Annotated in this window: 9 protein-coding genes; 8 read left to right on the top strand and 1 reads right to left on the bottom strand. The window is 44.2% G+C overall.

From position 1 onward, the window contains the following. Nucleotides 1-2: 2 nt before the first annotated feature. Together AC58PV_RS01205 and AC58PV_RS01200 are read left to right on the top strand one after the other, a co-directional pair. Entirely contained in the window at nt 3-908 is a 906-nt protein-coding gene (locus AC58PV_RS01205) for a nucleoside hydrolase (protein ID WP_497430469.1), read from the top strand. Next, the gene (locus AC58PV_RS01200) at nt 908-2,965 is read left to right on the top strand and encodes a beta-galactosidase (RefSeq protein ID WP_497430468.1); all 2,058 of its coding nucleotides are present in this window, start codon (nt 908-910) and stop codon (nt 2,963-2,965) included. Before AC58PV_RS01205 ends, AC58PV_RS01200 begins: the two co-directional genes overlap by 1 nt. Nucleotides 2,966-3,302: 337 nt before the next feature. Here AC58PV_RS01200 and AC58PV_RS01195 read toward each other — a convergent pair whose 3' ends face one another. Continuing rightward, nucleotides 3,303-5,228 (bottom strand): acyltransferase family protein, encoded by a 1,926-nt coding sequence (locus AC58PV_RS01195; protein WP_497430467.1) that lies wholly within the window; start codon nt 5,226-5,228, stop codon nt 3,303-3,305. Nucleotides 5,229-5,530: 302 nt separating this feature from the next. Here AC58PV_RS01195 and AC58PV_RS01190 point away from each other — a divergent pair, with 302 nt between their 5' ends. The 6 genes from AC58PV_RS01190 (at nt 5,531) to AC58PV_RS01165 (ending at nt 14,933) form a co-directional block, all read left to right on the top strand. Beyond that, nucleotides 5,531-7,261, top strand: coding sequence for a cache domain-containing sensor histidine kinase (locus AC58PV_RS01190; RefSeq protein ID WP_497430466.1), 1,731 nt, complete (start codon nt 5,531-5,533; stop codon nt 7,259-7,261). 16 nt (nt 7,262-7,277) lie between these two features. Then, on the top strand, nt 7,278-8,879 hold the full coding sequence (locus AC58PV_RS01185; protein ID WP_497430465.1) for a response regulator: 1,602 nt from the start codon (nt 7,278-7,280) through the stop codon (nt 8,877-8,879). Between the two features lie 139 nt (nt 8,880-9,018). Then, nucleotides 9,019-10,533 (top strand): ABC transporter substrate-binding protein, encoded by a 1,515-nt coding sequence (locus tag AC58PV_RS01180; RefSeq protein ID WP_497430464.1) that lies wholly within the window; start codon nt 9,019-9,021, stop codon nt 10,531-10,533. A 99-nt stretch (nt 10,534-10,632) separates the two neighbouring features. Next, nucleotides 10,633-12,921, top strand: coding sequence for a glycoside hydrolase family 2 protein (locus AC58PV_RS01175; RefSeq protein ID WP_497430463.1), 2,289 nt, complete (start codon nt 10,633-10,635; stop codon nt 12,919-12,921). A gap of 177 nt (nt 12,922-13,098) precedes the next feature. Then, on the top strand, nt 13,099-14,031 hold the full coding sequence (locus tag AC58PV_RS01170) for an ABC transporter permease (RefSeq protein WP_497430462.1): 933 nt from the start codon (nt 13,099-13,101) through the stop codon (nt 14,029-14,031). An 11-nt stretch (nt 14,032-14,042) separates the two neighbouring features. Beyond that, complete coding sequence (locus AC58PV_RS01165; RefSeq protein WP_497430461.1) at nt 14,043-14,933, top strand: carbohydrate ABC transporter permease; 891 nt, start codon at nt 14,043-14,045, stop codon at nt 14,931-14,933. Nucleotides 14,934-14,949 lie beyond the last annotated feature (16 nt).

Below are 14,949 nucleotides of genomic sequence, written 5' to 3'. Positions count from 1 at the left end.
TAATGAAATATGCCGTGGAGGTACCTGAGCTTAAGAAAATCCGCTTAATCGTGAACAGTGATGCCAAGAATGAGGCTGATGACCAGTATGCCATCGTTCATGCGTTATTAACCTCGCAATTTATCGTAAAAGGGCTGATTGGTGCTCATTTTGGCCCGGCACGAAGCAAGACTTCGATGCTCGATAGTGTGAAAGAAATCGAACTGTTATTGGATCTCATGGGGTTAACGGGAGAATATCCCGTTCTTTGTGGGGCAGAACATGCGATGCAAGACGAAACAACGCCGGCCCTATCGGAGGGGGCGAAGTTGATAGTACGCGAAGCTATGTCGGATGACCCAAGGCCATTGTTCGTCATTTTCTTAGGAGCCATCACTGATCTAGCGGCAGCTTATCTCATGAGCCCTGGGATTGCTGATCGCTTGACAGCGGTATGGATTGGAGGAGGAGCTTGGCCAAAAGGTGGAGAGGAATTTAATCTAGGGAACGATATTCACGCTGCGAATGTTGTGCTGGGTTCACAGATTCCGTTGTGGCAAATTCCTAGAAATGTCTACGCCAAGATGAGAGTCAGTATCGCGGAATTAAAAGCGAGAGTGGAACCTTGCGGCGCTATCGGCCACTATTTATATCAACAATTGGTGGAGACCAACGATCAATGGGCAAACAATCCAGGATGGCCTAGAGGAGAAGTATGGACATTGGGAGATTCTCCGGCTGTAGGGCTGTTGATGAACGATCAGCCTTTTGATTATGACATGAAGCCAGCACCGCGCATAGCCCCTGACTTGTCCTATATTCATTATCAAATGGAGAGACGAATCCGAGTATATCGAGATATCGATGTCCGATTTATTTTAGAAGACATGTATGCCAAATTAGCATTGTTTCATGCGGAGGTAAACTAATGGCAAAATCCATTCAAATGGATCAATTACGACTAGGCGTCTGTTATTATCCAGAGCATTGGCCCGAAGAGCTGTGGGGGGACGATCTCAGAAGAATGAAAGAGATGAATATCTCGGTCATTCGGTTAGCGGAGTTTGCTTGGACGATTTTTGAACCGCAGGAGGGCCACTTTGATTTTAGTTTCTTTAGGTGTGTGATGGATCTTGCCCATGAGTATGGCTTGAAAGTGATCTTAGGAACTCCGACAGCAACGCCTCCAGCATGGCTTACACATAAGTATCCAGAAGTATTGAATGCCAACGTCGATGGTGTCATATACAGGCACGGCATGCGCCGTCATACGAATTATTCCAGTCTGACGTACAGAGAGCTCTGCGAGCGCATTGTTCGTAAAATGGTAGAAGCCTATCGGGATCATCCTGCACTGTTTGGTTGGCAAATTGATAACGAGCTCAATTGCCAGATGGATCTTTTTTATGCAGAGACGGATCATATAGCCTTTCGAGAATGGCTTCAAGTTCGGTATGGGACACTAGATAACCTGAATAAAGCTTGGGGAACTGTCTTCTGGAGCCAAACATATACCGCATGGGAGCAGGTTTATCTCACACGGACCATGATTGGTGCGTCGCCGAATCCGCATTTGGCTTTAGACGAGAAAAGATTCATTTCGGACATCGCGATTTCATTTGCCAAGCTGCAAGCGGATATCATCAGGGAGTTAGATCCGCATCATTGGGTCACGACGAACGGCACGTTCGGTCATATTGATAATCACGAAATGACGGATCAGCTATTGGATTTCTTCTCGTATGATTCCTACCCGCAATTTGCAACGGTTCGTGTGGGGGATGATGAGAATCCACTGAATGATCGGGCGTGGAGTATGAAGCTATCCAATGTTCGTTCGATGTCGCCGAACTTTTGTGTAATGGAACAGCAATCCGGTCCTGGCGGTTGGGTGGATAGTAAAGGAATGGGAACGCCTAGGCCAGGGCAAATTCGTCTATGGTCGTACCAATCGGTACTTCACGGCACGGACCTGCTTGTCTATTTCCGCTGGCGAACAGCAACGATGGGGACAGAAATGTATTGGCATGGCATTAACGATTACGCGAACGAACCGAATCGCAGAGTGAGAGAGGTAGGTCAGATAGGCGAAGAGTTTGCCCAAATAGGTAAGCTCATTGCGGGTACGACCTATCAAGCGGAGATTGCCATCCTACAGGATTATGATAATAGTTGGGATGGAGAACTGGATCAGTGGCACGGTCCGCTAAATAACCAAAGTGTTCGTTCGTGGTATAAGCAGCTGCAATATCGTCACCTGCCAACCGATATGATCACATTGCGACCGACAACTGTTCTGGAAGACCTAACGAAATACAAAACCATCGTTTATCCCCATGCGGCGATCATGACAGATGAAACGGCAGCGCTTCTGCAAGAGTACGTTGCACAAGGCGGTAAGTTATTCTTCGGTGCCCGTACAGGATATAAGAATCCGAGCGGTCATTGTTATATGCGGCCATTCCCGGGCGCAGTTGCTGAACTGTGCGGAATTAAAGTTGATGATTTTACGTTAATCAAAGGAACCGTAAAGCCAGCCGAGTTGAGCTGGAGGGGCAGCAGCAGCTTGCCTTCAGGAACGACAGCTGTTGGCTTTAATGAAATTCTTCGTGCTGAACAAGCGGATGTTGACATTTTGGCTGAATACGCCTCTGAGTATTACAAAGGAATGCCGGCATTGACAAGGAGAACGGTCGGTAAAGGGCAAGTATGGTATTATGGAGCTGCTTACAACGAGCCTGTTGTGGATGCTATTTTGGATGACATAGGTCTGAAATCTCCCCTAGCTGCGGATATGGATATCCCTGCCGAAGTTGAGTTGGGCATTCGATACGCACAAGAGAAGGCGTATATTTTCTTATTGAATTACTCGGATAAACAGGTAACAATCCATGTGAAAAAGCCGCTAGTATCCCTTTTCACTGGCAGTGTTATTGAAAAAGACGTTTCCATGGATCCGTATGGTGTTCTAATTCTTGAGAAATAAAGTTGGTTCATGACGATGAATAAGATGGGGCTGTCCCACTGATGCATACACATTTAGATGTAAAAACTACAGCTAATGTGCTTGAATTTGAGGTATTTTCATGATTAGATGGAAAAAGTACAGGTGAATTGTTCGAAATTTGGAAAATCGAGACAATGGAAGGAATTTAACTTCAGGAAGTACAGTTAATCATCCGAATTCGCTCTATCCGTTTCAAATAGATGGAGAAAATCCAGTTAAATTACGGGAAGTCGTTGGGCCATAACGAAAAGAGGCGTTCCAATAAGTCTATATAGACTTATTGGAACGCCTCAATTACATTGTACCCGCCAAAGCCTTACTTCTTAGTCTTATGTACGGCTTCGCTCAAAAGCGATGCGTAATAACTTGCACCTTCCTCTTTCAGGTGAACACCGTCTTGGACAAAGTATTTTTCCTTACCTTTGCTTGCCTTATACCAATCTACGACCGTCGCTTGTGGAAACTCTGCGGCCACTTTGGACAATGTAGCGTTGACTTGATCTTGCCAGTCGCGAGGGACGCGTGTGTTCACTAGCATAATTTGTTTCATATCCCCCAGTGAAGTCAGGACGCTTCGCAATTGATCTGGATTGAATGCTCCATTGGTTCCAAGTTCAATAATAATTCTTTTACCCAGCAGATTCTTGGATCTCAGTTCATCGATAACCCCTTGCAATTGGGACATTTGCCTGCCGATTTTCCCATCTACAACGATCCCTGGAAGCAACTGCTCCAAGAAGGGTGCTGCATCCAAAATAACGGAATCTCCAATAGCCGTAATCATTTGGTCATTTTCAACATGTGGCTTGGGGGGTGCCTCGGTTGGGGTTGGAGTTGTAGTTGGTGTTGGCGATTGTACAATTGCTTGTGATAACGATGGTGATGATGTTGATAATGAGGTTGATGACGATTGTTGTGATATCGATACCAATGGAACGTTGGGCGATGAATCTGTTGCAGTTGTGTTGACAATCGTCACCTCGGAAAGGATTGTCGCAGCGCTAGCTGACGATTTCACATCAAATAAGTTGTTGGAACAGGAGATGACGAAAAGTTGGATGGGTAAAATAGTAACCATCAGCACATATCGCAGTCGCACAGGCGAACGGAGATCTGTTAGCAGCTGTCTTTGGATGACCCCTCGTCGGAATGGTTCCTCAATACAGGCATAAGAGAAAGCCGCCAAAATAAAGCTTAGTAACATCTGTAGAAGGACGGTACCCATATGAGTTTCCTCTTTGCCCAAAGAGGTACTAGTCAGTACAATAACCGGGTAGTGCCAGATATACAGACTGTAGGAACGCTTACCGAGCCAACGCAGCGGCTTACTGCCCATGACTTTCCCCAGTAGGCTGGCTGGATGCGTAACAACAGCGATGACGATCGCAGATATTACTGAAAATAAGGCTAATCCGCCGACATACAAGGATGCGTTATAGGCATTCGTGGTGAACATCATAATAAGGATGCCTACTAGTCCTGCGCCACCAATCAGATCGAGTACCACGCTTGACTTGCCGGTAGACTGCTTGGCTATCTTCTTGCTGGGCCATATAATGGCGAGCGCTCCACCTATGAGCAACGCGAAAGCACGTGTATCTGTACCATAGTACACCCGACTTGGATCCATACCAGGCTGATAGACGAAAGCCATAACGAGTATGGAAGCGAGAACGCCTACTAACGTGAGTACGAAAACTATCCCTCGACGGTTAACCCAGCGCAGGACAAGTGCTAGCACCAGGGGCCAGATGAAGTAGAACTGCTCTTCAATGGCTAACGACCATAAATGGCCAATTGGAGATGGCGGCCCCCAACTTTCAAAATAAGAGACCTTATGAAATATGAGCCACCAATTGTTAAAGTAAAGCAATACCGATACGAAATCTCCTTGTAATTGAAACAATCGTGTTCGATCGAAAATAAGTAACCATAAACTGACGATGGCAAGCATGAACATCATAGCCGGCAGGAGCCTTCGTACTCTTTTTATCCAAAACGTCCTTAGATCAATACGTCTCGTGCTTTGCCATTCAATAAGTAACTGATCGGTTATCAAATAGCCCGACAAGGTGAAGAAAACGCCAACCCCCAGTAAACCTCCGGGTAACCAAGAACTGTTCAAATGATAGACAATCACAGCTAGAACTGACAGCGCACGCAGCCCATCGAGTCCTGGCATATACCTCCATTTACTAGCAGCATTGCTCGCTGCCAATTCACTTTCCACTTGCAAACTCATAATCTGCTTCCTCCTGCTGTTAACAAAGCTCACCTTTTTCAGATAAGAATTAGACGGAAGGATAGCGAAGAAAGTTGGCGTGAATGAGAGAAAAATTTAAAGGAGCGATACAAGGACAAGCAACGTTCTTCTCTCAACTATAATATCGTGAAATGCACAGCCCGATGTCGTCAAAACGGTAGTGCGGAATCGGAAAATTTGTTATGATTCAGGAATCGCAAAATAACCGACAATAGGAAGACGTAAAGGACTGTTGAGCCTAGCTCGGCAGTCTTTTAACTGACCGCACAGGGGGAGAAGAAATGAAAATCCTTCATATTTCATGGAACTCAATTCGTTTCAAGCTGGTTGTGGGCTTACTGCTGGTAACCGTCCCTCTTATCACGCTGCTATTCTACAATAATTTTTATAGTATTCGAGTCGTTCACAACCAAGTGGCTTTATCCAATAAAAATTTGATTTCATTATATATGGGGCAGATCGACACGCAATTAAGAGATGCTGAGCGGAATCTGATCGGGTTAGTGACTTCCGATTATGATATCCAGTCGATGAACCTTCCTAATTCAGAGGACGAATACCAACTGGCGAAGCACACGGTTTCTAATAAATTATCGAGTGATATTCTTCTTTATAAATCCATTGACGCTTTCTTTGTTTATTCTGACACACGCAAGGATCTTCTTGATATATTCAAATCGAACATCGAGTTCGCTGAACGGGATATGGTTGAACAGGAGTTACATGAGATTCTGGGCAGTCATCCGGACTTTGCAGAAGCTGGAAGCCGGTGGTTTGTAAGGAAAATCGGACAAGACTATTATGCACTGCGTATCCTTCGGTCAGGTAGTCTCTACATCGGGGCTTGGGTAAATGCCAAGACGCTGTTGATACCGCTTAATCTGATCGATTTAGGAAAAGAGGGGAGTGCTCTTCTCGTAAGTAAAACGGGAGAGCTCATGATTAGTACGAATACGCTGCCGGACGAACATATCGACTTTACAAAGAGTTTTGACCAGTACTATATGACTGGAGAGAAGAATAGTTTGCTCGTCGTCGGAGAACCCTCACAAGAAGGCAATTTTAGTCTGGCCGCAGTGATTAAAGACAGCCAGATCCTGCAGAACCTGCCGAATCTATCTCGACTGACATTGTTCATTTCAGTGATCTCTATTGCTTTATTGCCCTTGAGCCTCTTTTTCCTTCGTCAAATTTTGTTGGTCCCGTTAAAACGATTGATTATGGCAATGAAAAGGATTAATGATGGCAATGTCAATGTTCGGATTGAATCTTATAAAACTTCTGATGAAATCCTTCTGGTGAATCAAACCTTCAATCATATGATGGCGCAAATCGAAGAACTCAAAATTCATGTGTACGAGGAGCAACTCAGCAAGCAGAAGGCGGAACTTCAGCACTTGCAGCTTCAGATTAATCCGCACTTTTTCATGAATTCGTTAAACATCTTGTTTAACCTGGCTCAAGTGAAAAATTACGAGTTGATTCAGGAGATGACGCTCTGCTTGGTCCGTTATTTCCGGTTTATGTTTCAAAGCAATCTAACGTTTGTTTCTCTTCGTGAAGAGCTTCAGCATGTCCGTAACTACGTTCGCATTCAAGAGCTTCGATTTCCGGGAAGCCTGACGTGTTTGATCGATGTGCCAGATTTCTTGGAGAACATCCCGATTCCTCCACTTGTGATACAGTCATTCTTGGAAAATTCGATTAAGTATAGTGTGACATTGGAAGAGCCCGTTTACATTTCCGTTTCCATTGATTTGAAAGAGGATGGTCCTGATCCGTACGTTGAGATTGTCATTCGGGATACGGGAAAAGGATTTTCAGAAGACGTTCTATCCATAATTCAGTCGGGGCATACAGTTCATGATGAAGAAAGGGAACATATCGGGATATGGAACGTTCGGAAGAGATTGCAGCTTCTATACGGAGGGAAAGCATCTATTACCTGTTTCAATGGATATCCTCACGGTGCTGTTGTCGAGATCAAGCTGCCTTATGAGACGGAGCTATAAAGAAGGGGGAACCATCATGCTTCATCTTCTTATTGTTGACGATGAGACACACGCTGTTGAAGGAATACGTTCTGGTGTCAATTGGGAAAAACTTGGAATTTCGTCTGTGTTTTCCGCTTTTACTGTGAAACAAGCTAAGGATGTATTCGAAAGCGAGAGAATCGATATCATGCTTTGTGATATTGAGATGCCGCAAGCGAATGGATTAGAACTGACAGCTTGGGTTAATGAAAAATACCCACAGACATTGACGATTTTCCTTACCTGCCATGCGGATTTCAAATATGCCAAACAAGCTCTCCAACTGGGGAGTATTGATTATATTCTAAAACCGATTCCTTTTACGGAACTAGAGGACACGATTCAAAAAGCGATAGATAAAATTCAGAAAGATTCAGAGCAAGCTCAGTTCAGTCAATACGGCCAATTCTGGTTCCAGCACCAGCCTATGCTGATCGAGCGTTTCTGGATGGATCTGATCAACCAAGCAATTCCCCCTGCAGCAGAGGCGGTTCGAAATGCCGCCGCGGAGCGGAACATTCCTTATGATGAAGCGATAACGGTTATCCCTATTCTTCTTAGTGTGCAGAGGTGGCATAAGAAGCTAACTTTGCGTGAAGAGAAAATTATGGAATACGCGCTCAAGAATGCTGCTGAAGAATTGATAACCGGTAGTAAACAGAACGGTCAAGTCATTGCTCTCGACAGCGGAAGATTACTTGCCATATTGCCAGCAGACAACCATGCTGAGTTCGAGTTGCTCTTGAAAAGCAAGTGTGAACGCTATATTGAAGCTTGCGGTCAGTACTTTTATTGTGATCTTTCTTGTTATATGGGGTCATTTGTACACGGCCAAGATATGTACGCGATGGTCAATCGGCTTCGTGATATTGAGAAGAGTAATGTCGCCTACAATAATAAAGTGTTTCAACTGTCCAACTTCCAAGTCCAGTTCTCACAGCACGAGCTGCCTGATATGGGGGTATGGGCGGTTATGCTGAAGGAAATGGCGTATATCAAAGTGTTGCAAGAAGCAACCACATATTTGCTTCAACAGGTGCAGCAAGATCGGTTGGATGCCCAGCTACTTCAACTTTTCTATCAAGATTTTCAACAGATGATGTATGTAGCTCTTCAAAATAAGGGCATTCAAGCGCATCAATTGTTTAGTGATTCTATTTCGTTGAGCTTTACTGAAACAGCGACCCGTTCAGTGACGAACTTGCTTGCATGGATGAAGCACACGATAGACAGAGCGGTGGAATTCTTAGGCACCATCGAACAATCGGAGAGTGTAGTTAATCGCGTCATTTCCTACATTAAACGTCATATCGCCGAGGATTTGTCGCGTGAAGACATTGCCAATCACGTGTTTCTTAATCCCGATTATTTAACTCGCATATTTAAAAAGGAAACTGGTTTAGCCATTTCTGACTATCTCTTTCAAGAGAGACTAAAGCTTGCGCAAGAGCTGCTCATCAAGACTGAGATGCCGATCAGTGCTGTTGCCTCGCATATTGGTTACGCGAATTTCTCGCATTTTTCCCGTATGTTTAAGAAGTATACTGATATGAATCCCAATGAATACCGTCAATTGCATCAGCAATTGGAGCCTTGACTATAGTCGGCAAATGTATAATGAAAAGTCGTGAACGGGGCAGAAGCTGATGCGGGGTGAAGGTAAAATAAAACTATCGCCGAGGAATGCAAAGCATCGTTTCTGAAAGCGAGCAACAAAATGAAAATGGGGGAAAACCATGAGAAAAAGCATAAAGTCGGCAAGTGCACTTATTCTTGGATCGATGATCGTATTAACTGGATGTGGGGGAAATAACGCTAGCAGCACGAGCACAGCTTCCACAGGAGATGCCTCTTCGAAACCTGCAGAGAAAACGACAGAATTAAATGTAGCTTTTCCAGTCATCGGGACGATTCCCAAGGATATGTCGCTAGTTCAAGATGCAGTTAACAAAATCACGCAGCAGAAAATTAATGCGACTGTGAAACTAACCCCGATTAGTTATGGAAACTGGGATCAACAAGTGAACTTGATGCTGAGTAGTAGCGAGAAGCTGGATCTCATGATTGTCGGGAACAATAATTACAGCAGCTTAGTTGTGAAAGGGCAAATTATTGCGCTTGATAAGCTTCTTGAGCAGCATGGTCAAGGAATAATGAAGACGATGGATCCCGCTTATTTAAATGCCACGAAAATAAATGGATCTATTTATGCGATACCAACGATTCGCGACTTTGCTTCAAGTCAAGGGATAGCGATGCGGAAAGATCTTGTCGACAAGTATCATATTGATGTCAATAGCATCCGTACACTAGACGACGTTGAAGCGACGCTGAAAACGATTAAAGCAAATGAACCGAATATGACACCGCTCATTCCAGGCAACATTGGCGTTTCCATTCTTGACAGATACCGCACATATGATGATCTTGGCGATTCGATGGGTGTACTGCCGAATTACGATAACGACTTGAAAGTCGTTAATTTATACGAGACTCAGGAATATGCCCAGCTTCTCAAAAAGGTAAGAGGTTGGTACAATTCGGGGCTTATTTTGAAAGATGCAGCTACGAACAAGACTTCTCAATATGATTTTATCAAGTCGAATCGGGCTTTCGCCTATCTGGCTAATATGAAATTAGGCTTCGAGCAATCGGAATCCACTGCTGCGGGTATGCAACTGGTTACATCGACCTTGGTACAACCTGTATCGAGAACGGCGAGTGTAATCAATGTCATGTGGGGAATTCCGATTAATTCCAAAGCGCAAGAAAAAGCGATGGATTTCATGAATCTTCTGTATACGGATAAAGATATCGTGAACTTGTTCAACTGGGGCATTGAGGGACAACATTACGTTGTCAAATCAGACAATGTGATCGACTTCCCGCAAGGTGTAGACGCGAAAACCTCGGGTTACAACTTGAATATGGGTTATTTATTCGGCAACCAATTCTTGTCCTATGTATTTAATGGAAATGATCCAAAGATTTGGACCAATATGGATCAATTCAACAAATCGGCGTTAAAATCCAAGGCACTAGGCTTTACATTTGATGCAAGTGCGGTTAAGACGGAATATGCCGCGGTGGCAAGCGTTGTTACGCAGTATAAACTTCCGCTTGAAACGGGTAGCGTTGATCCAGACAAGACCTTGCCGGAATTCATCGCTAAGTTGAAATCAGCAGGCATTGACAAAATTATTGCAGAGAAACAAAAGCAACTGGATGCATGGGCGAAAAACAGTAAATAAGTTACCGTCTTACCAATGCCCGTCAACTTGCAGGTTGATTGGGCATTTTTTTACGCCATCATACTCGCAAATCTATGTTAAAGAAAAGAGGGTAATCCTATGAATAAATCGAGGCTGCTTCATGATTGCTGGATGTTCACCAAAGAAAATGATCCTGCTAACGCGAGTGAGGGATTAAAAGAATGGCAAATGGTTACGTTGCCACATACATGGAATGATAAGGATGGTCAAGGGGGAGAAGAACTTTACTACCGCGGTGCGTGTTGGTATCAAAGAACACTAGAGATTGGCGAGGAAGAGTTGGGCAAGCGATATTATCTAGAAATCGGTGCAGCCGGCAATATCGGCCATGTGTATATCAATGGCCACCTTGCAGGGGATAGCCGCTGTGGATATGCAATGTTCCGTGTACCACTCTATCCGTATTTAAGAGCAGGAGACAATCTGATCTCGATTCAAGTGGATAATAGCTATGATAATGAAGTATATCCACTGCTAGCCGATTTTACATTTTTCGGAGGCCTCTACCGTGAAGTGAAGCTGTTAGTTATGGACGACATCCACTTTGATTTGATGGATAACGGACGCGATGGGGTTTATCTTACTCAGAGTTCACTGGGTGAAGGGAATTTCCAACTCGATGTTCATGGGCAGATTGTAGATGAGCTTGCTAGAACGGTGCAGGTATCTGTAGAGGTAGAGCTCAGGGATCATGAGGGGAATACTGTTTGGGAAGATAACTCGATGTTGGCGTTAACGACTACTAGCGAGTTCACCTTTAAAGGCGAGATAAGCTCTCCAATTCTATGGAACGGTGTCGAACAGCCTTACTTATATACGGCTTTCATTTCAGTTAAAGTGCAAGGACAAGTACTTGATACACGTCAAATCGACATTGGATTTCGAACGGTTGAGTTGTCTTCTGAACATGGAGTCATTTTGAACGGTAAACCAATCAAAATCAACGGAGTGTGCCGACACCAAGACTTCGGAGGCGTAGGAAATGCAATAACCAAAGAGCATATGGATTTAGACATGGAACTCATCAAGGAGGTAGGCGCCAATAGTATTCGGCTCGCTCACTACCAACATGATGACTATTTCTATAGCCTTTGTGATCGGAACGGGCTTCTGGTATGGGCAGAAATTCCGTACATTAGCATTCCATCCACGAAAGATTTGGAAAGCCGCAACGCTGTTGAACAGTTGGAACGTTTGATTAAGCAGGCGTATAATCACAGCTCCATTTACTGTTGGGGAGTTCAGAACGAAATCACGATTGCTGTGGAAACAGAAAATACGTATCGAACGATTCAAAAGCTGGTCGACATCACTAGGCAATTGGATCGCAGCCGCTTCGTCGTTCAGGCGAATATTAATGGGGTGGCGGATGACAGCGTCATTAATCGTTTTACAGATCTCGTCGGCTATAATCTGTATTACGGCTGGTATTATGGGGAGATCCAAGATTTAGGCACGAGACTTGATGAATTTCACCGGACGAGTCCGAACGTTCCTGTGTTAGTTTCCGAATACGGCGTGGACACCAACCCGAACTATCACTCTTACGAACCGAAAGTTCAGGATTATACGGAGGAATATCAGCTCAAGTTCCATCACAACGCGTTGCAGACTTTCCAAGAAAGACCCTATGTACTTGGCGGGTATGTGTGGAATATGTTTGATTTCGGAAGCGCAAACCGGAATGAAGGCGGGGAGAAAGGCAAGAATTTGAAAGGACTCGTGACGATTGATCGAACTTTAAAAAAGGACTCGTTCTATTTATGCAAGGCATATTGGTCTCAAGATCCATTCGTACACTTGGCTGGACGTCGATTTATTCATCGACATCAGGAACAGAATGACATCGTAGTTTTATCGAATATGAACCATATCCGTGTCTATCATAACAATGTGCTTCTCTCGGAAATGAGGGGCAGTGAGCGCGTATTTGAAGTGAAAGATGTTACGCTGATTCGTGGGGAAAACTGTATTCGTGTAGAGGGTATTCAAGAAGAGGTTGTAGTTCATAGCGACGAAATCGTCTTGATTTCTGTCATGGAAGCGGACCAGCGTTACATTCATGTCAAAGAAGAGAAAGCCAAGCATGTAGTTAATTGGTTTGAGAACTTCGACCTGTCCGGTGGCGGGCAAATTGAGCTAAAGGATGGCTATTTTTCCATTTATGATACCATCGAAGACCTATACAGCGATGTTGATGCGAAAGGGGTATTTCTCAAATATTTTGGTCATACGACAAACAATCCGTTCTTCGAGGTGACCAAAGGTGTCATGTCGATCGAGAAGATGTCCCAGCTCGCTTTTTACGAAATTCCTGACGAGTTGCTGCCAGTCATTCAAAATGAGTTGAACATTATCTCGAAATGATAGTTAATTGCCTCGCTCGGCCTATGGTCAGCGGGGCTTTTTTTCGAACTAGTGGGTTAGTCGGCAAAGTGCAAATCGGAAGTCGTTGGAACGGTAGTGAGTAGAATAGGCAATCGATTACTATTAACTTACACAAAGAGACCTAACAACTCGTTGAAACTGAAAGGGGAAACTGGTATGAGAAAGCACACGCAGAGCTTAGCGGTGAAGAGAATATGGAAGTACAGTCCACTATACCTCATGATGCTGCCCGGGCTTGCTTATTTGTTAATTAACAATTATTTACCAATGTTCGGACTTGTCATTGCTTTCAAAGACATTAACTTTGCGAAGGGAATATGGGGGAGTGATTGGGTTGGATTCCAGAATTTTAAATTCCTTTTCCAAACGTCAGACGCCTATATTATTACGCGAAATACGCTTTTATACAATGCGGCATTTATCGTGATCGGACTTGTCGTTGCCGTTGCTTTCGCCATTCTACTTAATGAAATTAAAAGTAAATTTGCCTCGCGATTGTATCAAAGTCTTATTATTTTACCGTTCCTGATCTCCATGGTTTTAGTTAGTTATTTAGTATTTTCCATGCTGAGTATGGAGAGCGGATTTATGAACAAGACGATTCTACCGCTGCTTGGCATAGATCCAATCTCGTGGTACAACGAGCCGAAATATTGGCCTGTTATCCTAACGCTAGTTCATACATGGAAAGGGGCTGGCTATGCATGTATTATCTACCTCGCAGCCATTATCGGCATTGACACTGAGTATTACGAAGCCGCGACGCTAGACGGGGCATCCAAATGGCATCAGATCCGCTTGATCACGATTCCGCTCATCACTCCCGTCATCATCATGCTGACACTCTTGCAGATTGGCCGCATTTTCTACTCGGATTTCGGCTTATTCTATCAAGTTCCTATGAACGCTGGCGCCTTATTCGATACGACGAACGTCATTGATACATACGTATTCCGAGGATTGCTTCAGCTGGGCAATATTGGAATGTCATCGGCGGCGGGCTTCTATCAGTCACTGGTTGGATTCGTGCTTGTCATTGTATCGAATTATGTTGTTCGAAAAATAAATAAAGAAAATGCTTTGTTCTAGGGGGGATCACCATGCATAAAGAAAATCAAGGTTGGCAATGGGCAGCCCATACGGTGATGATCTTATTTTCATTAACGTGCTTGCTTCCGTTCGCGTTGCTCGTCATGTCTTCGATCACCGACGAGACTACCATTTTGCAAAACGGCTATTCATTTTTTCCTGAAACGTTTAGTTTAACGGCCTATCAGTATCTATGGGAGCAATCAGCGCTTATTTATAACGCTTATGGGATTACCTTTCTCATTACGATCGTTGGAACCGTGGTAAGTTTAGCTATCACATCAATGCTTGCCTATCCGTTATCACGTCGGGATTTGCCAGGCGGAACATTCTTCGCTTTCGTCTTGTTCTTCACGTTGTTGTTTAATGGAGGCCTTGTTCCAACTTATTTGGTCTACACGCAGCTGCTAGATATGAAGAATACGATCTGGGCTTTAATCGTGCCAGGGCTGTTGATGAACGGCTTCAATGTGCTCCTCATGCGGACGTTCTTCATGACGACGATTCCCGTGCCGGTACTTGAATCGGCGAGTATCGACGGAGCTACAGAATTCAAAATGTATTATAAAATCGTATTGCCTCTATCACTCCCGATTCTTGCCACGGTCGGTTTATTTCAGGGGCTGGCGTATTGGAACGATTGGAACAACGGGTTGATTTATGTGACAAATCCTAAATTGTTCAGCCTGCAGAATGTGCTCAATCGCATTATGAGCGACATACAATTCCTTGCAAGCAATGGTGAATTAAGTGCAAGCGCAGGAGCTAAGATCGCTCAGCTGCCCAGCGAAACGTTCCGTATGGCCATCGCTGTCATCGCGGTTATTCCAATCCTTATTGCGTATCCGTTTTTCCAAAAGTATTTCGTGAAGGGTATGACCATCGGGGCTGTGAAAGGTTAAAACGTAATTAAGATCA

The organism is Paenibacillus sp. J22FR83 (genome assembly GCF_059691955.1).
Note: the sequence above shows the minus strand (reverse complement) of the source record. Positions and strands in the feature narration are given on the sequence as shown.

Bases quoted from the DNA above. Each gene is read 5' to 3' on its own strand.
- AC58PV_RS01205 (WP_497430469.1), top strand. From the start codon at position 3: ATGAAATATGCCGTGGAGGTACCTGAGCTTAAGAAAATCCGCTTAATC.
- AC58PV_RS01200 (WP_497430468.1), top strand. From the start codon at position 908: ATGGCAAAATCCATTCAAATGGATCAATTACGACTAGGCGTCTGTTAT.
- AC58PV_RS01195 (WP_497430467.1), bottom strand. From the start codon at position 5,228: ATGAGTTTGCAAGTGGAAAGTGAATTGGCAGCGAGCAATGCTGCTAGT.
- AC58PV_RS01190 (WP_497430466.1), top strand. From the start codon at position 5,531: ATGAAAATCCTTCATATTTCATGGAACTCAATTCGTTTCAAGCTGGTT.
- AC58PV_RS01185 (WP_497430465.1), top strand. From the start codon at position 7,278: ATGCTTCATCTTCTTATTGTTGACGATGAGACACACGCTGTTGAAGGA.
- AC58PV_RS01180 (WP_497430464.1), top strand. From the start codon at position 9,019: ATGAGAAAAAGCATAAAGTCGGCAAGTGCACTTATTCTTGGATCGATG.
- AC58PV_RS01175 (WP_497430463.1), top strand. From the start codon at position 10,633: ATGAATAAATCGAGGCTGCTTCATGATTGCTGGATGTTCACCAAAGAA.
- AC58PV_RS01170 (WP_497430462.1), top strand. From the start codon at position 13,099: ATGAGAAAGCACACGCAGAGCTTAGCGGTGAAGAGAATATGGAAGTAC.
- AC58PV_RS01165 (WP_497430461.1), top strand. From the start codon at position 14,043: ATGCATAAAGAAAATCAAGGTTGGCAATGGGCAGCCCATACGGTGATG.